The organism is Alcanivorax sp. HI0007 (genome assembly GCF_001635525.1).
In the GTDB taxonomy this organism is placed as follows: Bacteria; Pseudomonadota; Gammaproteobacteria; order Pseudomonadales; family Alcanivoracaceae; genus Alcanivorax.
In genome coordinates this window covers 1-21,247 of sequence record NZ_LWEJ01000122.1, presented here as the reverse complement: position 1 = coordinate 21,247, position 21,247 = coordinate 1, and the positions used below count along the sequence as shown (strand labels likewise).

Annotated in this window: 24 protein-coding genes and 1 tRNA gene; 15 read left to right on the top strand and 10 right to left on the bottom strand. The window is 58.3% G+C overall.

Annotated elements, in window-relative coordinates; translation table 11 throughout:
* Positions 1-388 precede the first annotated feature (388 nt).
* Complete coding sequence (pabB, locus tag A3714_RS07070; protein ID WP_231867831.1) at positions 389-1,441, top strand: aminodeoxychorismate synthase component I; 1,053 nt, start codon at positions 389-391, stop codon at positions 1,439-1,441.
* 92 nt (positions 1,442-1,533) lie between these two features.
* Here pabB and thrH read toward each other — a convergent pair whose 3' ends face one another.
* Together thrH and cysB are read right to left on the bottom strand one after the other, a co-directional pair.
* Positions 1,534-2,151 (bottom strand): bifunctional phosphoserine phosphatase/homoserine phosphotransferase ThrH, encoded by a 618-nt coding sequence (gene thrH, locus A3714_RS07065; RefSeq protein WP_063509563.1) that lies wholly within the window; start codon positions 2,149-2,151, stop codon positions 1,534-1,536.
* Positions 2,152-2,350: 199 nt separating this feature from the next.
* Positions 2,351-3,325 carry an HTH-type transcriptional regulator CysB gene (gene cysB, locus A3714_RS07060; protein ID WP_062816078.1) on the bottom strand — a complete coding sequence of 325 codons (975 nt, stop codon included), beginning with the start codon at positions 3,323-3,325 and terminating at the stop codon, positions 2,351-2,353.
* Positions 3,326-3,497: 172 nt separating this feature from the next.
* Here cysB and A3714_RS07055 point away from each other — a divergent pair, with 172 nt between their 5' ends.
* Complete coding sequence (locus A3714_RS07055; RefSeq protein ID WP_063509562.1) at positions 3,498-4,295, top strand: sulfite exporter TauE/SafE family protein; 798 nt, start codon at positions 3,498-3,500, stop codon at positions 4,293-4,295.
* A gap of 87 nt (positions 4,296-4,382) precedes the next feature.
* Here the strand turns inward: A3714_RS07055 and A3714_RS07050 are convergent, their stop codons facing one another.
* A complete protein-coding gene (locus A3714_RS07050) occupies positions 4,383-5,300 on the bottom strand; it encodes a 5'-nucleotidase (protein ID WP_062816080.1) in 918 nt (305 codons plus the stop codon).
* Positions 5,301-5,689: 389 nt separating this feature from the next.
* On the opposite strand from A3714_RS07050, the gene A3714_RS07045 reads away from it, so the two are divergent.
* Positions 5,690-6,319, top strand: coding sequence for a hypothetical protein (locus A3714_RS07045; RefSeq protein WP_062816081.1), 630 nt, complete (start codon positions 5,690-5,692; stop codon positions 6,317-6,319).
* A gap of 57 nt (positions 6,320-6,376) precedes the next feature.
* Here the strand turns inward: A3714_RS07045 and A3714_RS07040 are convergent, their stop codons facing one another.
* Both A3714_RS07040 and A3714_RS07035 read right to left on the bottom strand, forming a co-directional pair.
* Positions 6,377-6,763 (bottom strand): PilZ domain-containing protein, encoded by a 387-nt coding sequence (locus A3714_RS07040; RefSeq protein ID WP_231867830.1) that lies wholly within the window; start codon positions 6,761-6,763, stop codon positions 6,377-6,379.
* Positions 6,756-7,433: a hypothetical protein gene (locus tag A3714_RS07035; protein ID WP_063509561.1), complete on the bottom strand. Its 678-nt coding sequence runs from the start codon at positions 7,431-7,433 to the stop codon at positions 6,756-6,758. Before A3714_RS07035 ends, A3714_RS07040 begins: the two co-directional genes overlap by 8 nt.
* A 28-nt stretch (positions 7,434-7,461) precedes the next feature.
* Here A3714_RS07035 and A3714_RS07030 point away from each other — a divergent pair, with 28 nt between their 5' ends.
* Positions 7,462-8,199 carry a DUF3108 domain-containing protein gene (locus tag A3714_RS07030; RefSeq protein ID WP_063509560.1) on the top strand — a complete coding sequence of 246 codons (738 nt, stop codon included), beginning with the start codon at positions 7,462-7,464 and terminating at the stop codon, positions 8,197-8,199.
* A 60-nt stretch (positions 8,200-8,259) separates the two neighbouring features.
* On the opposite strand, the gene A3714_RS07025 is transcribed toward A3714_RS07030, so the two are convergent.
* Complete coding sequence (locus tag A3714_RS07025; protein WP_063509559.1) at positions 8,260-8,733, bottom strand: DUF2489 domain-containing protein; 474 nt, start codon at positions 8,731-8,733, stop codon at positions 8,260-8,262.
* A gap of 121 nt (positions 8,734-8,854) precedes the next feature.
* Here A3714_RS07025 and A3714_RS07020 point away from each other — a divergent pair, with 121 nt between their 5' ends.
* From A3714_RS07020 to mtnC, 5 genes are all read left to right on the top strand, one after another.
* A complete protein-coding gene (locus A3714_RS07020; protein ID WP_062816085.1) occupies positions 8,855-9,310 on the top strand; it encodes a PGPGW domain-containing protein in 456 nt (151 codons plus the stop codon).
* Positions 9,300-10,328: an S-methyl-5-thioribose-1-phosphate isomerase gene (mtnA, locus tag A3714_RS07015; protein ID WP_063509558.1), complete on the top strand. Its 1,029-nt coding sequence runs from the start codon at positions 9,300-9,302 to the stop codon at positions 10,326-10,328. Before A3714_RS07020 ends, mtnA begins: the two co-directional genes overlap by 11 nt.
* 4 nt (positions 10,329-10,332) lie before the next feature.
* A complete protein-coding gene (locus tag A3714_RS07010; RefSeq protein ID WP_063509557.1) occupies positions 10,333-10,968 on the top strand; it encodes a methylthioribulose 1-phosphate dehydratase in 636 nt (211 codons plus the stop codon).
* A 4-nt stretch (positions 10,969-10,972) separates the two neighbouring features.
* Positions 10,973-11,515 (top strand): acireductone dioxygenase, encoded by a 543-nt coding sequence (locus A3714_RS07005; RefSeq protein ID WP_062816088.1) that lies wholly within the window; start codon positions 10,973-10,975, stop codon positions 11,513-11,515.
* 192 nt (positions 11,516-11,707) lie between these two features.
* On the top strand, positions 11,708-12,382 hold the full coding sequence (mtnC, locus tag A3714_RS07000; protein ID WP_063509761.1) for an acireductone synthase: 675 nt from the start codon (positions 11,708-11,710) through the stop codon (positions 12,380-12,382).
* Between the two features lie 104 nt (positions 12,383-12,486).
* Here the strand turns inward: mtnC and A3714_RS06995 are convergent, their stop codons facing one another.
* Positions 12,487-13,593 carry a methyltransferase gene (locus A3714_RS06995; protein ID WP_063509763.1) on the bottom strand — a complete coding sequence of 369 codons (1,107 nt, stop codon included), beginning with the start codon at positions 13,591-13,593 and terminating at the stop codon, positions 12,487-12,489.
* Between the two features lie 142 nt (positions 13,594-13,735).
* Here A3714_RS06995 and A3714_RS06990 point away from each other — a divergent pair.
* Positions 13,736-13,812: transfer RNA gene (locus A3714_RS06990), tRNA-Pro, on the top strand.
* A gap of 73 nt (positions 13,813-13,885) precedes the next feature.
* On the opposite strand, the gene A3714_RS06985 is transcribed toward A3714_RS06990, so the two are convergent.
* Both A3714_RS06985 and thpR read right to left on the bottom strand, forming a co-directional pair.
* The gene (locus A3714_RS06985) at positions 13,886-14,515 is read right to left on the bottom strand and encodes a YbhB/YbcL family Raf kinase inhibitor-like protein (protein WP_063509760.1); all 630 of its coding nucleotides are present in this window, start codon (positions 14,513-14,515) and stop codon (positions 13,886-13,888) included.
* A gap of 91 nt (positions 14,516-14,606) precedes the next feature.
* Entirely contained in the window at positions 14,607-15,113 is a 507-nt protein-coding gene (gene thpR / locus A3714_RS06980; protein ID WP_062816091.1) for an RNA 2',3'-cyclic phosphodiesterase, read from the bottom strand.
* 130 nt (positions 15,114-15,243) lie between these two features.
* Between thpR and rimO the strand changes: the two genes are divergently transcribed.
* The 3 genes from rimO to A3714_RS06965 all read left to right on the top strand — a co-directional run bounded on the left by rimO (position 15,244) and on the right by A3714_RS06965 (position 18,493).
* Positions 15,244-16,569, top strand: coding sequence for a 30S ribosomal protein S12 methylthiotransferase RimO (gene rimO, locus A3714_RS06975; protein WP_063509759.1), 1,326 nt, complete (start codon positions 15,244-15,246; stop codon positions 16,567-16,569).
* A gap of 4 nt (positions 16,570-16,573) precedes the next feature.
* A complete protein-coding gene (locus A3714_RS06970; RefSeq protein WP_063509758.1) occupies positions 16,574-17,419 on the top strand; it encodes a DMT family transporter in 846 nt (281 codons plus the stop codon).
* A 123-nt stretch (positions 17,420-17,542) separates the two neighbouring features.
* Complete coding sequence (locus A3714_RS06965; protein WP_062816329.1) at positions 17,543-18,493, top strand: alpha/beta fold hydrolase; 951 nt, start codon at positions 17,543-17,545, stop codon at positions 18,491-18,493.
* Positions 18,494-18,540: 47 nt separating this feature from the next.
* On the opposite strand, the gene A3714_RS06960 is transcribed toward A3714_RS06965, so the two are convergent.
* Positions 18,541-19,827 (bottom strand): AarF/ABC1/UbiB kinase family protein, encoded by a 1,287-nt coding sequence (locus tag A3714_RS06960; protein WP_231866102.1) that lies wholly within the window; start codon positions 19,825-19,827, stop codon positions 18,541-18,543.
* 96 nt (positions 19,828-19,923) lie between these two features.
* On the opposite strand from A3714_RS06960, the gene A3714_RS06955 reads away from it, so the two are divergent.
* Together A3714_RS06955 and A3714_RS06950 are read left to right on the top strand one after the other, a co-directional pair.
* Positions 19,924-20,559: a methyltransferase gene (locus tag A3714_RS06955; RefSeq protein WP_063509757.1), complete on the top strand. Its 636-nt coding sequence runs from the start codon at positions 19,924-19,926 to the stop codon at positions 20,557-20,559.
* 54 nt (positions 20,560-20,613) lie between these two features.
* A partial coding sequence (locus A3714_RS06950) for an LON peptidase substrate-binding domain-containing protein (RefSeq protein ID WP_197463385.1) occupies positions 20,614-21,247 on the top strand: 634 nt, incomplete at its 3' end.

Below are 21,247 nucleotides of genomic sequence, written 5' to 3'. Positions count from 1 at the left end.
CAACGTTTTGTTGTAATCGTTCGGGTGCCACGCTTGTCAGGGCACGCCTCTAAGTTAACACAACAGTTACAAAAACAAATGTTCCCGTTACAAAAGTTGTTGTTACCAGAATAAGCTCGTATCTATCTGTTTTTAATAACTAATATTGTTATTGGAACCACAGTCACAGCCATGAACGCATGTAAACAGGAAAAAAGAATAAGTCTACCTGTTACGCGCGGTAACAAGGTTGGGCAAGTCGGACCATGGCAGGTAGACTAGCTCGCACTTTCACCGGGTTACCGCAATGACACCGAGCTGCCTCTTTAATAGCACAGACGGTCTGGTCGCGCTCCAGCGACCGGATCTGACGTTAACTGCCAACAACAAGGCGGAACTCATACGCTGTGTGACTGACACTCAAGAGGCGCTGGCTGACGGGTTTCTTTTTGCAGCCGGGATCCTGCCCTATGAGGCCGGCGCCTGGTTGAGAGAGGTTAGCGCAACGTCCGCCGTGACCGAGACTGGCAGGTCTGCCCCTTCGGTGATGCCTGCAGTGATCCACCTTTACCGGGAATTGCCAACGGCCGTAAGCGGTTCAGAAGCCGCTCTCAAAGGCCAGTTCAGCCTCTGTGGAACCTTTCGGGAGGAGCAACGCCGGGAGCAATATCTGCATAGCCTGAGTCAGATCAAGGACTACCTGTCCGCCGGGGACTGCTACCAGGTCAATCTGTCCCAGCGCTTCTGCACCGAATTCACGGGGAATCCCCTGGTTGCCTGGCTGGGATTGCGCGACGCCCACCCTGCCCCGCACAGTTGTTACTTTGATACGGGTGATAACCAGGTATTCGGTGTCTCGCCTGAACGGTTCTTGTCCATCCGCGGCAGGCAGGTAGTGACCGAACCGATCAAGGGATCGCGGCCACGGGGGGCAACCCCTGAGGAAGACCTGGCGTTCGGTGCGGAACTGCTGTCCAACCCGAAGGATCGGGCCGAAAACCTGATGATTGTGGATCTGCTGCGCAATGACCTGGGAATCTGCTGTGAACCGGGCAGCGTCCAGGCCGACCCACTCTTCGAGTTACGGCGTTTCAGCAATGTTCAGCATCTGGTCAGCACCGTGACCGGCACCCTGCGCCAGGACCTGTCTCCCCTGGACGCCCTGCTCGGCGCTTTTCCCGGTGGCTCCATCACCGGCGCCCCGAAGAAACGGGCCATGGAGATTATTGCCGAGCTGGAACCCGTGCCCCGCGGCGCCTATTGCGGCAGCTTCTTCTGGATGGACAACCAGGGCAATCTGGACAGCAACATCCTGATTCGCACGCTGCAGACCGATGGTGACAGGCTCTACTGCCATGGCGGAGGGGGGATTGTGTTCGATTCAGTGCCAGAGGCCGAATATGAGGAAAGCCGCTTTAAGGTCGCCAAGCTGATGGGGGCACTGGAGGAACGATTTCTCTAAAAAGCAGCGTTGCATCCCACCCTCGAAAAAAAGCCGCGCCCAGAATTGGGCGCGGCTTTTTTGACTCTACCATCCTGGCCAGGGCCACTGTGTTACAGCGGGATATCCCGGGGGCTGGCCTTGACGATTTCCTTCTTCAGGTCCTCATAGCTGTGCACGGCAGGGAACTGGGGAAATTCGGCGATCACATTGTCGGGAGCATGAAACAGGATCCCCTGCTCCGCCTCTGACAGCATGGTGGTGTCGTTGTAGGAATCACCTGCCGCGATACAGTGGTAATTCAGGGAATGAAATGCCTTGATGGATGCCCGTTTGGGGTCTTTTTGGCGCAATTTATAGTCGGTGATCCTGCCATTGCCGTCCACTTCCAGGCGATGGCAGAACAGGGTCGGCCAGCCAAGCTTCTTCATCAGCGGCCTGGCGAACTCGTAGAAGGTGTCGGAAAGAATGATCAGCTGGAAGTTCTCGCGAGCCCACTCGACAAACTCCCTGGCACCTTCCAGAGGCTCCAGGGTATCAATAACCGCCTGAATATCCGGCAGGCCATAGCCGTGCTCGTCCAGCAGCCGCAGGCGCATCCGCATCAACTCGTCATAGTCCGGAATATCCCGGGTGGTGGCTCGAAGCTCGTCAATACCGGTCTTTTCCGCAAAGTTGATCCAGATTTCGGGGATCAACACCCCTTCCAGGTCCAGGCACAGCAATTCCACGGTTTTCCCCTTTGGGTGAATAAGGCGCGCACAATGTAGCGGCGGGCGATGCGCTTTGCAACGACTGGCCACATTCAGCTTGGCTTAACCTGTGAGGACCTTGCTGGCCAAGCTGGCACAGGAAGGCCGCCAGTGCTGCCGGGACTCTTCCCTTGCAGGCAGGACAACACGAATGGAAACCGCGAGCGGTTCTGAGGGATTAGCGTATGGGCAACTCAATGCCCTCGAACAGCGCCTCTCTTTCTTCCCGGTTGGGGGCCTTGATGGCGGCATCCACCTGATCACGGGTGAGATGAGGAGCGAAGGCTTCCAGAAAGTCATACATGAACCCGCGCAGGAAGGTGCCCTTACGGAAACCGATGCGCGTGGTGCTGGATTCGAACAGATGGCCGGCATCCAGCGCGACCAGGCCCTTGTCCTCCACCGGGTCCACGGCCATATGGGCGATGATACCCACCCCCATGCCCAGGCGGACGTAGGTTTTGATCACGTCCGCATCTGCAGCGGTGAACACCACCTTTGGTTCCAGCCCCTTGTCGACAAAGGCATCGTCCAGCTTGCTGCGCCCCGTGAAACCGAACACATAGGTGACAATGGGATACTCCGCCAGCGCTTCCAGGGTCAACGGTTTGACCTTGGTCAGCGGGTGTCCCTCCGGCACCACCACGGTTCGGTTCCAGCGATAACAGGGCATCATGACCAGGTCCGTGAACAGATCCAGGGCTTCCGTGGCAATGGCAAAATCCACGCTGCCATTGGCGGCCATCTCGGAAATCTGCATCGGCGTGCCCTGATGCATATGCAGGGAAACATCCGGGAAACGCCCGGTGAACTGCTGTATCACCGGCGGCAGCGCATAACGGGCCTGGGTATGGGTGGTGGCGATGCTCAGTTCCCCGCGGGATTCATCACGGAATTCCTGGGAAACACGACGAATCGATTCAGTCTGCTGAAGAATCTCTCCGGCAATCTTCAAAATCGCCTGGCCTGCCGGGGTGATATGGGTCAAATGCTTGCCGCTGCGGGCAAAGACTTCGACGCCGAGTTCATCCTCAAGCATGCGAATCTGCTTGCTGATTCCCGGCTGGGACGTGAAAAGGGCCGCGGCAGTGGCAGATACATTCAGATCATGGCGGGCCACTTCCCAAATGTAGCGTAATTGCTGCAATTTCATCCTTGCCTCCGCAATCGGAACACGGCTCCCGGATCCGTCGCCACCCGGTGTGGGGTTTTCGTAACGGCAACCTAACCTGGTTATAAAAATATGAATAATTATTCGTTCAAAGCATAGATAACCGTCTTTACAGTGTCCCCGTCAAGTCTTTCTCCCCATATGGAGTCACTTTATGCCGCTACTGCAACCGGAGCTGCTTCTCTATATAGGCGCCGGTGCCCTGGTCGGTTTTGCTGTTGGCCTGACCGGAGTCGGAGGCGGATCGTTGATGACGCCACTACTGCTCCTGTTTGGTTTTCCGCCCCAGGTTGCCATTGGCACCGACCTGCTTTACGCCGCTATAACCAAATCTTCGGGTATGGTCATGCATGCCCGCCGCGGCAACGTGGACTGGACCATTTTGAAGCGCATGGCTGCCGGCAGCATCCCGGCCGCCTTGCTAACCGCTACAGCGCTGTGGTTACTGGCGTCTGATGCGGGTGACTATGCCCCGTTACTGACAACGGCATTAGGCATAACCCTGATCGTCACCGCTCTGGTGCTACTGTTCAAGCATCGTCTGCAGGCCCTGGCGAAACCGCAATCGGCCAGCATAATGGGGTCCGTACAGCAGCGGGCCGGGGCATGGACGGTGGTCATGGGGATTCTGTTGGGGGTTTTCGTGACCCTGTCCTCTGTGGGTGCCGGCGCCATCGGCACAGCCGTCTTGCTGATCCTCTATCCTGCCCTGGCACCCGTTAAAGTGGTGGGCACCGATCTGGCCCATGCGGTCCCGCTGACTCTCGTTGCTGGCCTGGGCCACTTGGCTCTTGGTCATGTGGATCCGGGTCTGCTGTTAGCCCTGCTGATGGGATCCCTGCCGGCAATTTACATCGGCACCCATGTGGGTCACCGGGTCCCCGGCCACATCATGCATCCACTGTTGGTCACAGTGTTGTTGGCGTTGGGGGTCAAATATGCGGTGTTTTGACGGGCGACCAGGACAAACCCCCATCAGCGCAGGGAATAGCTTTCGCAAGTCGTTTTGGCAAAGGACCAGACCTCTGCCGCAGGGAAGTCAACTTTCTCCGGTTTTACGCCGGTTGGCGACCCCGTGGGGAACATGTCCTGCGGCCACATGACGAGCGGCGGATTCGCAATGACCCTGCTGATCGTCAAAGAACACATCTGCCCCAAAAGCTCGCAGGAAATCCCCTTTCGGCAACCCTCCCAGAAACAGGCTTTCATCAAGACGGATATTCCAGTCCCGCAGTGTCCGTACCACCCGCTCGTGAGCCGGCGCTCCACGGGCCGTCACCAGGGCGGTCCGGATTGGGCAGGTCGCCACGGGAAAGCTGGTCTGCAATTGATGCAATGCCGCCAGGAAGGGTTTGAAGGGCCCTCCGTCCAGGGGCTGACGGGCAGAACGTTTCTCGTTTTCGGTAAAGGCTTCCAGTCCATCACTCTGGAAAATCTGTTCAGACTCATCGGAAAACAACACGGCATCGCCGTCAAAGGCGATCCGCAGAATGCCATCCGGGCGCTGGCACTGGCCACCGGAAAGGATCGTCGCGGCAGCGTAACCGGCTTCCAGCACCTGCTGCACATCATCCGGATCGGTAGAGAGGAACAGATGGGCGCCGAATGCAGAAACATAGCGGTGAGGGCTCTGCCCCCCAGCAAAGGCGGCGCGGGTAATGGGCAGCCCGTAGTGTTCAATGGAATTGAAGACCCGCAGCCCGGTGTCCGAACTGTTGCGTGACAACAGAATCACTTCGACCCGGCCCTTGCCTTCCTTCAGCTCATTGATGGCCAGCAATTTCTGCACCAGAGGGAAGGCATCCCCCGGTTCCAGTACATCATCCTCGTGGCGGGTCTGGTAATCCTGAAAGGCCTCAAGCCCCTCTTCCAGATAGACCCGATGGCTGTCAGCCAGGTTGAACAGGGCGCGTGAGCTGATCGCTACAACCAACTTGCCATCAAAGGAAACCGGCATCATGGCTCTCATGTCAGTGTATTTAGCCCAGTATCCTGTGCCGTTGGGCAATTCGCAACCGGCCTTGGGCAGCCTCCTTATCACTCCCTGCATGCTTAACCTTTCAGTCTGGTTCACGATCTTTACCCAAAGAGCAGAGACCGCAGCCAGGAGGAAACGATGAGTACACAGGAGTGATTCAGCGGCTACTTAGCCGGCATTGAATATGGTCACTGGCAGAGAAAAATTGCCATTAGCGTGATCAGGAAATTGATCAATGGTTGTTCAGTGCTGGGATGTGGCATAAAGTTGCTACAGCAACGGCGTTGCACGTTAGCATTGAAACAGGGCATTGCTGCTCTCCGGCACAAAGCCACTACGAACAATCCGAAGGGGAAAGGGAGTCATCCATGGCTGCTAGCAAGGTGAAAGATACTGTCGAGGAACTTCAGGCTCAGATTCGCAAGCTGGCTGAGCGCTTCGACAAGGAACGCGAGAAACAGATCAGTCAACTTGAGAAACAACTGGAGAAGGTGCGCGATCGCCTGAACCAGGAAATGAAGCGCCAACGGGAGTACTTCGCCAAGCTTGAAAAGCTCCAGGCTGAATACCGTGAACGAGCCACTGCTACCGTCAAGAAGCAGATTGAGCGGGCTCGCAAGGCAGCCGAGGATGCCCGCAAGCAGGTTGAAGCCTCAGAAGGCCGCAAGCGTATTCTGGAAACCGAGGTTCGCGTGCTGAAAGCCACCGCCAAACAGGCACACAGCCTGTCACGGGTGATCGGCCAGTACGAAAAAGACCTGGAAAAGCGTGCCAAGGAAATCGAGCGCAAAGTCGCCCCCAAGAAGGCAGCTGCCCGCAAGGCGCCTGCCAAGAAAAAGGCCGCTGCAACGAAGAAAGCCGCCACTCGCAAGGCACCTGCGAAAAAGAAAGCCGCTGCCAAAAAGGCCCCCGCCAAGAAAGCAGCAACCAAGAAGAAAGCGGCTGCCAAGCGCGCACCTGCCAAGAAAAAAGCAGCAGCGCCCTCCTCCGGCAGCTAGGCTGCCCCGGAACCAAAAAAGCCGCCCAAGGGCGGCTTTTTTGTTTTCATGAAGCGGTTACCCTTGGGGTAAAAGCTGTTCTTCCATGCCTGCCAGATAGCGAATCTGATGCTGGCGAGCATCGCCCGCCAGTTCACGCAGATTGGAATAGGTGCGAAGCCCAATACGGTACGCCTGCCCTACCCGCTGGCAACTGACCACCTCGGCAGAGACCTGTCGAAGGATCATTCCCGGCGCATAGAGATCCAGCTTGAGGCGGGTTCCCGGCGACAGACTCACCGGAGACGTCAGTCCAACGCCGTAACGGTTATAGTCCATGGCCTTGGCGCGGGTGAGAAAGCGCCACCCACCAATCAGGCGATGTCGAAAGATGTCCACCCGCATCTGGGTGTGGATTCGTGCCAGCTTGCGACGATTGGCGCCGCGATTTTCCCTGCTATCCATCATCGAACCGTATCAGCATCTGATCAAAATAATGTACCACCGCCTTCCTGGCGCTGGCCTCCATGCCCGGCAGCCCTTTATGGGTGGCGGACGCTGTAGCTTTACAAATTGTAACACGAGCAGCGGCGACGAGTGCACGGTTTACTCGTCCCAATGTCAGACAAGACACAGAGTTATCCATAAAATGAGTGATCGCCCCGTCATTGATGGCCTGCAACACGTCAAGCAGTGCCGCCATGTCCTCCTCACCCTGCAGGCTGGCCTGGAACACCAGACTGGCTTTTTCAGCCATCGATGGGCTTAGCGGATAGGCCACATACAGCGTGTCCTGCTGATAACGGCGCAAATTGGAGAAGTACCGCGCGAGGGCAAGCTGTTCAGCGACGGTGGTATTTTTCAGCAACCGTCCAACAAGACTGTCCGCCGAGCGGTTGATGACACGCATGGCACCCAGAATCAGCCTTGCCGAAGCGCCCTTTGCTTGGGCGGCTTCAAGGGGACCTTTGAAGAACACCGACAGCACCTCATCAACAAAAGGCGCGACCAGCGCATCCAGTTGTTCCAGATGACAACGATGCGGTGCAGCCAGTATGCCATCAATAAATTGCTCAATGGATTGCTGAAGTGGAGGTGATGCCTCGAAGGCAATGTGTAGCGTGCTATGATCCATACTCGTTTAACTGGCGGACACAGGGAAAGTGGCGAATCTTACTGTGATTTTCAGGCCCTTACGGCTGCTGACGGGCCTGGTTCTTCTGGCGTCCCAGTCACTTTTTGCGGAAGCAGAGAGCCCCACCCCCTCCTTCCCGATGACACTGCAACCCGCTGAAGCCCAATACCGGGTTGTCGTCAATGGTATCCCGCTAGGCCTGGATGCCACCATTCGCCTGACGCAGAATGATCAGGATTACCAACTGCACTTCCAAATTGAAAATCGGCTATTCCAACATGAAGAAATTGCCACCTTCCGCTGGCATGACTGTAGTGCCCGTCCGTACCACTATCGCCATGCCAGCGCCGGTTTTGGCATGCGTCGGGAAGGCGAAATCCGATTTGACTGGAAAGAAGGCGAAGCGCAAGGAAGCAAGGCCGTTTACCCTTTAGTGGAAAATGCTCTGGATGCACTCAGCGTGGCCATGATGGCACGCTGCAATATGGCCAGAGGCGATACCGCATTCAGCTACCAGGTAGCGGAACCTGATGGCATGACGCACTATCAGTACCGCTCTTTGGGTGAGGAATCCCTGGAGACCCCCGCTGGCGAGTGGGATGCAGCCAGCATAGAGAGGGACTACCCTGAGCGCAGTAAACGTTCACGATTCTGGGCCGCCAGAGAGCTGGATTACTTCATGGTCCGCATGGATCATCAGGAGAATCTGTTCGTACGGGGGCGTATTGAAATGACCTCATTCAGATATCTCGCGAGCACCCCGTAAACAGGTAGCCACGGAATAACGCCCTGCGTGCCCGGCCTGAAAAACCGGGTAAGCCAGGCATTATTCAGCGCCTCCCTGGATTCCCAAACCACTGCGCCAGGCCGGCAGCACCTTGGCCAAACGCCGGGTCGCCTGATTGATCACTTCATTCTGGTCCTCTTCCATTTGCCAGCGACGGGAGTCCTGCTGAAAACGGGCTCGCGGCGTGAGTTCCTGCCGCTGCTCACCACGGTCAAACTGGCGGCACGTCTCGGCAAACTGGTGAATGGCCGCAAGGTCTACCTTCGGTTCAATGCTGTCAGGCAGGCAGTCAAGCAGCGCACTGATGCGAATGGAGGCTTCACTCAGCTCCACCTGTTTCTGCTCTACGGCGCGACACAACACCTCCAGGCTTTCAATGATATGCACCTGCTGGGCTCGCGTTTCCCTTGCCTGGCGACGGGCCAACCATAACCGCCAGAGCCCCAAACCCAGCGCAGCGCCAATCAACAGCCCGATGAGCGCTGCCAGTATGAGTTGTCCGGCCTGGGCCATAACAGATTCTCCTAGGGGTATGTGAGGATAAAAGTGACATTTGCGGGATTGAAAATCCCCGAGCATAGCCGCATTGTACGCGGCACACTCTCTCTGCACAGCACCGCAAACCGGAGGCCCATTGAACGCAGAGTTACCTGCCTGGCTGGCGCCATTGGCCCAGCAATTGGAACCCTGGGTGCCCGCACTCACAATCACCGGGTTTGTCATGGCTCTGGCCTCCTGTGTTGCCATTCCCTGGCTGCTGCTGCGCATGCCTGCGGATTACTTCACCGAGAGCTACTTGCCACACGCCAATCGCGGCCCTCTTGCCTGGTTTTTCTGGGTGATTCGAAACGTGATCGCGGTAGTATTGCTGGTAGCCGGCATCCTGATGCTGGTGCTTCCCGGGCAAGGGCTGCTCACCATTCTGATCGCCCTGATGGCCAGCACCTTTCCAGGGAAATACCGTTTGGAGCGCGCTATCATGCGCCGCCCTGGCGTGTTCCGGGCTGCCAACTGGATACGTCGCAAATACCACAGAACACCGCTGAAACACCCTGACGGACATGACGAGGACATCACCGATGGCGATTAACAGCGCTGCCATCCGCTGGCATGACGACCACCTTGAGTTACTGGACCAGCGGCGACTGCCCGCGGAAACCGTTTGGCTGCCTGTGCATGGCAGCGATGATGCCGCCTGCGCCATTCGGGACATGGTGGTCCGCGGCGCACCTGCCATCGGCATTACCGCTGCCTATGGCCTGGCACTGGAAGCCGCACGCCTGGGTGATAGTGCATCCGCAGCGGCCCTGGCCCCGGCCATCGCCACTCTCGCCGCCAGCCGGCCAACCGCCGTCAACCTGTTCTGGGCCCTGGAGCGCCTGCAGACGCTGGCCGCTGATCAGTCCGGGCAAGCCCTGGTCAACGCCCTGAAAGCGGACGCCCAGGCCATTCACGAGGCGGACCTGGCAGCCAATCAGCGCATGGGCGAGCTGGGTGCCGACCTGCTTCCAGACAACGCCAGCGTCTACACGCACTGCAACACCGGAGCCCTGGCGACCGGCGGCCATGGGACAGCGCTCGGCATCATCCGTACGGCGTGGGCGCGGGGAAACCTGCAGGAAGTCTACGCCGGAGAAACCCGGCCCTGGTTGCAAGGCAGCCGCCTGACCAGCTGGGAACTGCTCAACGACGGCATTCCCGTTACCCTGGTGGCAGACAGTGCCGCAGGTCAGCTCATGCAGCAGGGCAAAATACAGGCCGTGATCGTGGGCGCAGACCGCATTACCGCCAATGGCGATACGGCCAACAAGATCGGCACCTACAATCTGGCCGTACTGGCGCGTCACCATGGCATTCCTTTTATCGTGGCAGCGCCATTGTCGACTCTGGATGCGGAACTCCCGGACGGCAGCCATATTGTCATCGAAGAGCGCGACGGTAGCGAAGTCCGCAGCATTCAAGGCAAGACCCTGGCGCCGGCCCATTGTCCCGTGTACAACCCGGCGTTTGATGTGACCCCGGCTGCGTTGATCTCCGCCATCGTCACCGAGCGAGGCGTGATCCAGAACCCCAGCACCACTACACTGATGGCCCATCTTCGTGGATAACCGCATGACTGATCGCCCCTACTCTACTGCCGATTACCGTGAAGCTGCCCGAGCTCTGGCCGCCGTGGGACAGCGCATCTATCAACATGGCTGGTCGCCGGCCACCAGTAGCAACTACTCCGTGCGCCTGAATGCCACCCATGCCGCCATTACCCGTTCCGGCAAGGACAAGGGCCTGCTGCAGGAAACCGATATCATGACCGTGGACATGGATGGCCAGGCCGCCAGCGATGGCAAACCCTCGGCCGAAACCCTGCTGCACACCCAGCTTTACCGTCGCCATGACAACGTGGGGGCTGTCCTGCATACCCACAGCCATGCCAGTACCGTGCTGACCATGCACTGGCCTGCCAACAGCATCACCCTGGAAGGCTATGAGCTGCTCAAGGCTCTGGACGGCTATACCACCCATGACAGCCGGCTACGGATTCCTGTGTTTGATAATACCCAGGACATCGCCACCCTGGCCGATCAGGTGGATGCCGCCATGGCGGACGATGGCATTAGCCACGCCTACCTGATCCGCGGTCATGGCCTTTACACCTGGGCACGGGATTTACCCACCTGTTACCGTCAACTTGAAGCGCTGGAGACCTTGCTCGCCGTAGAGCTGGATCGTCGCCGTTTGCAAGGAGTATGACCCCATGAGCGAACTGAAAATCTTTCAAGACAGTCAGCCTGACACCCTTGAACAACACCTGACTGACAAGGCAGCCATGGCCAAAGTGTTGGCCGATGCAGGCATTCGCTATGAGCAATGGCAGGCCACACAAGAGTTGTCGGATAATCCGCAGCAGGAAGAAGTGATTGCCGCCTACAAGGCAGATATCGATCGCTTGATCGCGGAAGAAGGCTACCAGACTGTGGACGTGGTCAGCATGGTGCCCGATCACCCGGAAAAGGCGGCTTTCCGTCAGAAGTTTCTGGAAGAACATCGACACAGTGAAGACGAGGTACGTTTTTTCGTGGAAGGCCAGGGCCTGTTTACCCTGCACATCGGCGAGCGTGTCTACGAGGTGCTCTGCACCAAGGGGGACCTGATCAGCGTTCCTGCCAACACGCCGCACTGGTTTGATATGGGGCCCAATCCGCGCTTCGTGGCCATCCGCCTGTTCAATAATCCGGAGGGCTGGGTGGCCAATTTTACCGGTAGCGATATCGCACAGCGGTTCAACCGTTTGGGCTAATCCCCTCGCTGCCTGCAGGAGCGACGCTTGAGTCGCGAAGCGATCGAGTTGCGAGTTGCGAGTTGCGAAATCCAAACACGAGCATCAGACCTTTGCCTTTCGAAACTTGCACCGGATCACTCGTCACTTCAGTGCTTGTTCGCAACGCTCCGCCCCTGCAGAGCCTGTTGAGGCTTGAAAGTAAGGATCCCCATGATCAAGGCAATTGTCACCGACATTGAAGGCACCACCAGCAGCATTTCCTTCGTCAAGGAAGTGCTGTTTCCCTATGCTGCCAGGCAATTCCCGCGGTTTCTGGAAATGCACTGGGACAAACCGGAGGTACAGGCTCAGCTGCGAGCGGCCGAGCAGGAAAGCGGCCAGAGTCTGGGCAGTCCGGCCGCCGCCAATGCCCTCTTCCAGCAGTGGATCAGTGAGGACCGCAAGGCCACACCGCTAAAAGCCCTGCAGGGAATGATCTGGAAGGCCGGCTATCAAAATGGGGATTACACCGCTCACCTCTACCCGGATACCGCCGCGGCCCTGCGAGCCTGGAAGCAGCAGGGACTGGACCTGTATGTCTATTCTTCCGGTTCCATTGCCGCCCAGCAGCTGTTCTTCGGCTATAGCGATGCGGGGGATCTGACAGGCCTGCTCTCCGGTTATTTCGACACCACCTCCGGGCATAAACAGGAAGTAGACAGCTACCGCACGATTCAGCAGGCCATCGGTTTGCCGGCGGAACAATTGCTGTTCCTGTCGGATATAGAAGCAGAGCTTGATGCGGCCGCGGAAGCTGGATTCCAGACAATCCGACTGGACCGGGAAGGCAGTCAGGGGGAAAGCCAGCACCGGGTAGTGAGCTCGTTTGAAGAAATCGCCCTATAGGGCCGCACAACGGGGAATCGGAAAATGTAGGGTGCACTGAGCCTAAGGCGAACTGCACCATTCGAGCGCCGGTTCGGTGCAGTTCGCCCTAGGCTCAGTGCACCCTACGAACAGCGCCAAACGACGAATTTCTGGTTGCTGCCCAACACCCCTACCTTGCCAAACAGCTTGCCCAGTAATTTGTGGTAGCCCAGATGGCGATTACCGATCACCCGCAGTTCTCCGCCAGTGTTCAGCGCCTGTTTCGATTGCCGGAACAACCGCCGCGCCACGTGATCACCGACCACATGCCCTTCATGAAACGGCGGGTTGAGAAGGATCAGATCAAAACGCTCATCGTACTCGGCCAGGCCATCACCAAGATGAAAGTCGCAGGTGCTTTCCGGGCAATACCTGGCCACATTGTCACGGGCGCTTTGCAGGGCCAGCCAGGATTCGTCGCAGAACACCAGATGACTGCTCGGGTGTGTCTGAAGCAGCGATAGCCCGATCACCCCGTTGCCGCAGCCAAGATCTGCCACCTTGGTCCCCGCTGACAGAGTGCCGGGAAGGTGCTCGAGGAAAAACCGCGCCCCGATATCCAGCTGCTGCTGGGCAAACACGCCCGCATGCACCGTCAACGGCCCCATGGGGCCCTCCGCCGCGGTGGGGTACGGCGCCTCGGCCAGCCGCTCACCAGGCGCCACGGCACTGAACAAGCGGGCTTTTTTCCAGCCCAGCTCTGCCCGACCATTGCCCAGATACAGTTGCATCAACGGCACCAGCTGGCGAGGCAGGTGCTTGTCCATCCCCGACAGCCAGACCGGCGTGTCTTTTGCCAGCTGCTCACTCAGCCACTGCAACTGCCATTCCAGCAATGCCAATGACTTGGGAACCCGCATGATCACCTGATCCGGAGACTCCGGGAGAGGATCGAAGGGCCACAGATGCCTCCCCTCCTCCGGCAGCCCGTTCAGATCCCGGTTATGACAGCGGGCCCGCCGGGCCAGAAAAGAATCGCCGGTACTCACCACAGGCCCCTGCTGAAGTGACGCCAATGCCAATGCTCCCTGCTGATCGTTCACCACCAGCGTGGACGGCCCAAGCGCCCGCGCTTTCAAGGTATTCAGCAGGTAGAGATCCGCATTATCCCAGGCTTGCAGAGGGTCATTGCGGCGTCGGGGCCAGCGCTGCAGTGTCAATCGGCCCCAGGGGTGCTCAAAGGTTGTCATACCGTTCCCGGTTGTGTCGTTCAGGCGGCGCATTCTGCCTGCCCTGCCCGTCGTTGACCAGAATCTGCGCAAACAGGCCGGCGACGGTTATTTAGGTATGGTATTTTGAAATTTCGCTGCTAGAATGCGCCAGCACAAGATCCGGAATATAGCTCAGCCTGGTAGAGCACTACGTTCGGGACGTAGGGGTCGCAGGTTCGAATCCTGCTATTCCGACCAATTCAGACCCTCGCCGAAGGGTCTACAAAAAAGGCCGCGAAAGCGGCCTTTTTTGTGTCTGCACATGGCAGGTTCAGTCAGCCAGTCGCGGATTCAGTGTGTAGCTCACCGTGATACTGGCCTTGTCCAGCACATGCCCCTCAAGGGCGGCCACAATCGCCGCTCCGCTCATGTCATCTGCCTCCGGCAGCTTGTCCACATCCAGGGCATAGACAGTAAAGACGTAGCGATGAACGATACTGTCGTTCCAGGGCGGACAGGGGCCGTCATAACCGAAGTAGTTCCCCTCCATCTCACCATCACCGGCGAACCAGCTGGTGTAGTCATTGAGACCATGTCGCAGCCCCTGGGGAGCAGACGGTCCCGACTTGCCCCGCGGGGTGATCCCCTCACAATGGCTGCCTTCCATGATTTCGCTCTGGTCTGCGGGAATATCGAAAAGGGTCCAGTGATAAAAATCCACCCGGGGCAAGTCCGCAGGCACCTCACGGTCTTCCTGGTTCACATCGTCCCCGGCGCTGGGCACATCCGGGTCGTGACAGATCACCGCGAAGGAACGGGTTCCTGGAGGCTCGCCTTTCCAGGCCAGATGAGGATTGATGTTGCTGGACAAGGCCACATGGTTGTCCGGGTCAATCACCGCAAAGGCAAACTTTTCAGCTATGGGAGCCTGATCGGTGAGACTGTTACTGACTAGCTCCATGGTAAGACTCCTTGGGTCCGGTTTTGCAGAGGCTCCAACCTTGCAGGTGCCGAGGAAAAATTCAACCGGCAATCCCTCATTCCGATTCCTCTCACCCCGCCAAAGGGTGCTGGGAGAGAGGCCGATAGGTAGGAACCTCCCCCTGGATCAACTCACTCTGGTACAAACATAACTGGTCTACGGTCAACTGCCAGGCGCCGGTTTGCGTCGCAAGGGCCAGCCCCGGCTTCGCCAGGGTAATGTGCGGGCGAAAGGCGCGCTGTTCGCGATCAATGCCCTGTCGGCCAAGACATTCCCATAGCCCCTCATGCAGCGCGCTGAGCGCCTCTGAACAGGTAGCGGTCAGCGCCAGGAATGGACCCTGTTCTGCGGGGAAGGGTTCACAACGATCAAAGGTCAGGTCAAAGGCCGCGAAGCGGTCGGCCAACGACCGTAATTCTGCAGACAGCCGGCCCACTCCAGCCGGGGTGCACTGCCCCAGAAAGGCCAACGTCATGTGCAGATTGGGTCGAGGGGTGGCACGCGGCAACCCCAGGGCAAGCTCCTTGCATTCCCGGGCCAGGGGCCCGGTCACCGGTACGCCGACAAAACAGCGCATCAAAAACCTCCTGTCTGATAGACCAGCCCTGTGGCATGGCTTCAAAGCGGTGACGGCGGTAGAATTGCGCCCCCGTTCGCCCAGCCAGTGTCAGCCATCAGCGAACGGCAGCCAATCTCGAGGTATCACTATGTCCGGTAAAGTCGGTTTCATCAGCCTGGGTTGCCCCAAGGCCCTGGTGGACTCTGAACGTATTCTGACCCAGCTTCGCACGGAAGGCTACGAGGTCACACCCAGTTACGACGATGCGGATGTGGTGGTGGTCAACACCTGTGGTTTTATCGACGATGCCAAGGCCGAGTCCCTGGAAACCATTGGTGAAGCCCTGAGCGAAAATGGCAAGGTCATTGTCACCGGTTGCATGGGCGTGGAAGAGGATACCATCCGCAAGGTGCATCCCTCGGTACTCTCTGTCACAGGCCCCCAGCAATATGAACAGGTGGTCAACGCGGTTCACCAGGTGGTGCCACCCAGCCAGAACCACGACCCCTTCCTCGACCTGGTGCCGCCACAGGGTATCAAGCTGACACCCCGTCACTACGCGTATCTGAAAATTTCCGAAGGCTGCAATCACAAGTGCAGTTTCTGCATTATCCCCAGCATGCGTGGCAAACTGGATTCACGGCCCATTGGCGATGTAATGGATGAGGCCGAACGACTGGTGAAATCCGGTGTTCAGGAGTTGCTGGTTATCAGCCAGGACACCAGCGCCTACGGAGTGGACCGCAAGTACCAGACCGGGTTCTGGCAAGGCATGCCGGTAAAGACCCGCATGCTGGAGATGTGTCAGGCGCTGGGCCAACTGGGTGCCTGGGTACGACTGCACTATGTGTACCCCTACCCGCATGTGGACGACATCATCCCGATGATGGCCGAAGGTCATATCCTGCCTTATCTGGATATTCCTTTTCAGCATGCCAGCCCCAGTGTTCTCAAGAACATGAAGCGCCCAGCCCATGCCGAAAACACCCTGGAACGCATTCGTCGCTGGCGGGAAATCTGCCCGGATATTACCCTGCGCAGTACTTTCATCACCGGCTTCCCCGGTGAAACCGACGCGGATTTCGAAATACTGCTGGACTGGCTGGAGGAGGCCCAGTTGGACCGTGTGGGTTGTTTCACCTACTCCCCGGTGGAAGGCGCGCCGGCCAACGCCCTGCCCGACCCGGTGGACCCGGACGTGGCGGAAGAGCGCCGCGAGCGGTTCATGAATGTGCAGGCACGCATCAGTGCTGCCAAGCTGCAAAAGAAAATCGGCCGTACCCTGGAAGTCCTGGTGGACGAAGTGGACGAGGAAGGCGCCATTGGCCGCTCCAAGGCGGATGCCCCGGAAATCGACGGGCTGGTCTATCTCAACGGGGAAAGCGATCTGAAACCTGGCCAGCGCCTGAAGGTCAATATCGAACACGCTGACGAGCACGACCTGTGGGGCACTCCCTTGCCGGCCAGCCAGTAATCCCGTGAACGACCAGCCTCTTAAAGGCGCCCTGCTACTGGTCCTTGGCGAGGGCCTGCTGGCGGTCATGGCCGCCATGATCAAGCACCTGTCCGATCACCTCGATACCGAGGTGATCGTGTTTGCCCGTAATCTGTTCGGCCTGCTGATTCTGATTCCGATCATTGCCTCCCGTGGCGGCTTCGGCCAGCTGCGCACTCGCTTTCTGCATCTGCACATGATCCGCGGCTTCACCGGCGTCACCGCCATGTTCTGCTTTTTCTACACCATCGGGCATATTGCCCTGGCTGAAGCAGTACTGGTGAAGATGACCGTGCCGTTTTTTCTGCCCATCGTGGCCTGGTTATGGCTGCGCGAAGTCATCAGTCTGCGCACCTGGCTGGCCATCATCGGCGGGTTTGCCGGGGTTGCGGTGATCATGGATGTGGGCAGTGGCAGCGTGAACCCGGTGATGTGGGTGGCATTGGCCGGTGCCGCCATCATGAGCGTGGCCAAGGTGAGCATTCGGCGTATGGCGGTATCGGAACCGGCCCAGCGCGTGGTGTTTTACTTTGCCCTGTTCGCCTCCCTGTTTTCCGCCCTGCCCCTGCCCTGGGCCAGCACCTTGCCTGTTGGCACGGATTATCTGTGGCTGTTCGGCATCGGCCTGGTGGCCACCGGCGGGCAATATGCCATGACCACCGCCTATCAAATCGCCCGTCCGGGCCAGGTAGGCGTCTACAACTATTCCTCCGTAGTCTGGGCTGCTCTGCTCGGCTGGATGTTCTGGGGAGAGACCCTGATCCTGACCACCCTCATTGGCACGCTGCTGATTGTCGCCGCCGGTGTCTGGAATCTGAAGAGTCGATAGGGTATTTGCTGGCTGCCTTCAGAACCATTAACGACGCACGGTATATTGGCCCGCAGGGAAGGACACTCGACCACAAAATCCCCTATCCTCATGGCTCGGCAAAACAACAAACGGGATTCCTGCATGCACACATTCAAACTCAGCCTGCTGTTGGTCAGCACCCTTCTTCTTTCCGGCTGTGACGGCCTGGCAAAATGGGCCTACGAAACCGGCCTGGGTCTGGAAAAAAGCCGTGCTGGCCTCACAGATCAGACTGTGGAGACCGCAGACGGCATTCAATGGCACCTGTTGCGCAGTGAAGGCCAGCAAGACAAGCCGGTGGTACTGCTGATTCACGGCTTTGGCGCCGATTCCAGTAACTGGGTGCGCTTTGTCAACGAACTGGAAGGCGACTTCCACTTTGTTGTGCCGGATCTGCCAGGCCACGGTGAAACCACTCGCACTACCACTCTGGACTACACCATGGCCGCACAGGCCGAGCGTCTGGTTAACCTGATGGAAACCCTGGAAATTCCGGCTTATCACGTGGCCGGCAATTCCATGGGCGGCGCCATCACCCTGGCGCTGGCGCAGGCAGCACCGCAGCGGGTGCTTTCCATGGGGCTGGTGGATTCCGCCGGTCTGACCCGCCAGACGGAGGAGTTCAAGGCTATTCTCGCCTCCAGTGACAGCAATCCCCTGATCCCTCGTAGCCCTGAACAGTTCCACACCACGCTCAAATGGGCCATGGAAGATGCCCCTTATATTCCCGAATTCTTTATCGACATCATGGGCGCAAAAAAGGCCGAGAATGCCCCGGTGGCGGACAAGATCTGGCAAGACATGGACACGGACCCGGGCATGAGCCTTGAGGGCACCGGTACACTGACGACCCTGAATCAGCCGGCGCTGATTCTCTGGGGCCGTGAAGACCGACTGCTGGGCGTGGACAACGTGGAGGCGTTCCTGGAAGCGTTACCCCGTGCTCGGGCAGTGATTCTGGATGGCATTGGTCATGTGCCCATGGCAGAAGCGCCCACCAAAAGTGCCGATGCGTTCCGGGTGTTCTGGCGTGAAGCCCAGCCGGAATCCTGATCTGATCCGACCGGGGAGCCAGCCTGAAACACTGAGCCGGGAAAACGTCATTCGGCGGCTCCCTTTGACGGCACCCGCCGCTGCTCTGGCGGGGTCCAGTCAAAAGGCACCTGATAACTCATCAGAAAGCCCCCCAGGGTAATCAACACCCGGGAGATGCCGATATAGGAATCGGGAATACTGATACGCTCTTCCCGGAACCGCTGCATCAGCTCGCCCATGGCCGCCACCGGCCCCTGCTGATTGACCTTGTCAGTCAGCACAAAGAGTGCCAGCTCTTTCAGTGTTTCCGGGCTCCCGCCTTTAAAACCGGCCTGGACAAAGAGTTCGCCAATATCCACCTCGCCCTCAAAGCCCATCAGACCGTAAAGCAGTCGTGAGTAGCGACGGACCTGATCCGGCGTCAGCACCCCGATGGCGCCGAAATCCAGTATCACTACCTGGCCCTGATCGTTGACCAGAAAATTCCCCGGGTGCGGGTCCGCCTGGTAGACCCCGAAACGGGTCACCTGCTGCAGGTAGCTGGTCAACAGCACCGAGAGCAGATCTTTTGCCTGTTCCGGATTTGCATCCAGATGGTTGCGCAATCGCTGGCCCTGCTCCCAGCTGGTAACCAGAATCCGTTCCGAGCACAGCCCGTCGATCAAATCAGGAATACGGATGCGGTCATGATGGGGCTGGCGGGAAAAGCGCCGGGTATTGGCGGCCTCGTTACGAAAATCCAATTCCATGGCGGTCATGATCAACAGTTGCTCGATGGCCTGTTTGAGATCGAACTCACGGAATCGGGGCGCCGCAATCGCCGCCAGAACCTGAAATACCTTTGCATCCTGCTCGAACAGCTTGCTGACACCGGGCAGGCGCACTTTCACGGCCACATCCGTGCCATCCTCCAGGCGTGCGCGATGCACCTGGGCTATGGATGCTACCGCCACCGGGATTTCTTCAATCCAGCGAAACCGCTCACGCCAGTCCCTGCCCCAGGATTTCCTCAACACCTTTTCGATGCGCGCAAAGGAAACCGGCGCCGCGTCATTCTGCAACGCCTGAAACGCTTCAATATATTCCTGCGGCAGCACGTCCGGTCGGCAACTGAAGAACTGGGCCGCCTTGACCCAGAACGCCCCATTACGACGACACAGAGCCGCCAGGATATCTGCGCCCCGGCAATGCCGTTGATGTCGGTCGTCCTTGCCAACCCCACCGGCATAGACAGCCGCCACTCGAGACATGGCTGTCAGGGCACGTAAATAACGGGTTCTTCCGGCGGCGAGACCACTGACACCGGCAATACTTTCTCTCATCATCTGGGTGTAATCGTTATGGTTATTCATCCAGAAACTGTCTGCCCATAGTATGCCTGCATAATACGGCTTGAATCCCGCCGGGCTTGACCTTACTGTTTCTAGCTTTGCCGCTGGTGAGCGATTATGTCAGGAACAGTTATACGCGCCGGAGAGCCGCATACCATTCGCACTCGCGGCATCACCCTGCTGCGTTCCGGCCACCGGGAAATCCGCCGCCTGAAACGTGCCAATCACACACCCTCCATTCATGGCAACAAGGTCTGGAACTCCAGCTTCCTGATCATGGACCATCTGACGCGACGAAAAGTGTCCGCCAATGAGCACATGATGGATATCGGTTGCGGCTGGGGGCCCCTGTCGATCTTTGCCGCCAAACGTTTTGGCTGCCGGGTCACCGCTGTGGATGCGGACCCGGACGTGTTCCCCTATCTGGATTTACATGCCCAGATCAACAAGGTCCAGATAACCCGGCAGCAGGATCGCTTTGAAAAACTCACTAAAAAGCGGCTGGCGGACGTGGATATTATCGCTGGCGCCGATATCTGCTTCTGGGATGAACTGACCCCGGTGCTCTTCAACCTGATACGCCGGGGACTGCGCAGCGGGGTCAAGCAGGTAATCATTGCCGACCCGGGACGTTCCCCCTTCTATGCCCTGGCAGAAAAGTGTGAGAATGCGGGGATGGACGCCCGTGTGGTGGAGCGCCGCACCAAAACCCCGAAATCCCTGTCAGCCGACCTGTTGATCATCAACAATTGATTTTTTGCCCATCGCCACCATGTTGTTTCCACGCTGAATGGAAGTGACAACACTATGAGCCAAGACAACACCAATACTGTTGAGCAATCCTCGGGCAGCCTGGCGTTGCCCGACCAGCTGAAACCCCAGCGAATATACCTGATCCCCGTGCAGCATCGCCCCTTTATGCCCGGGCTGGTGCAACCGGTCATGCTGGACAAGGAACGCTGGCAAGCCACCCTGGAACGGGTGAGCCAGACACCCCACCAGTCTCTGGGCCTGGTCTACGTGGGCGACAAGGACCCGAATACGGTCACCCAGGAGGATTTCCCGGAATATGGCTGCCTGGTCAAGGTCCATGCCCTCAATGAGGAGAACGGCCAGTTCCAGATGGTGGCCCAGGGCACCACTCGATTCCGAATTGAGCACTGGCTGAACCGCAAGCGGCCTTTCATGACCGAGGTCAGCTACCCGGAACCCCGCGCCGAGGCGGATGAAACCATCCGCGCCTTTGGCATGGCCATCATCAATACCATTCGTGAACTGCTGCCGTTGAACCCTCTCTACAATGAGGGGCTGAGGCACTATCTGCAGAACTTTTCCCCCAGCGAACCGTCACCGCTTACCGACTTTGCCGCAGCACTGACCAGTGCCAATGGTTCGGAGCTCCAGGCCATTCTGGAAACCGTGCCATTGAAACCACGCATGG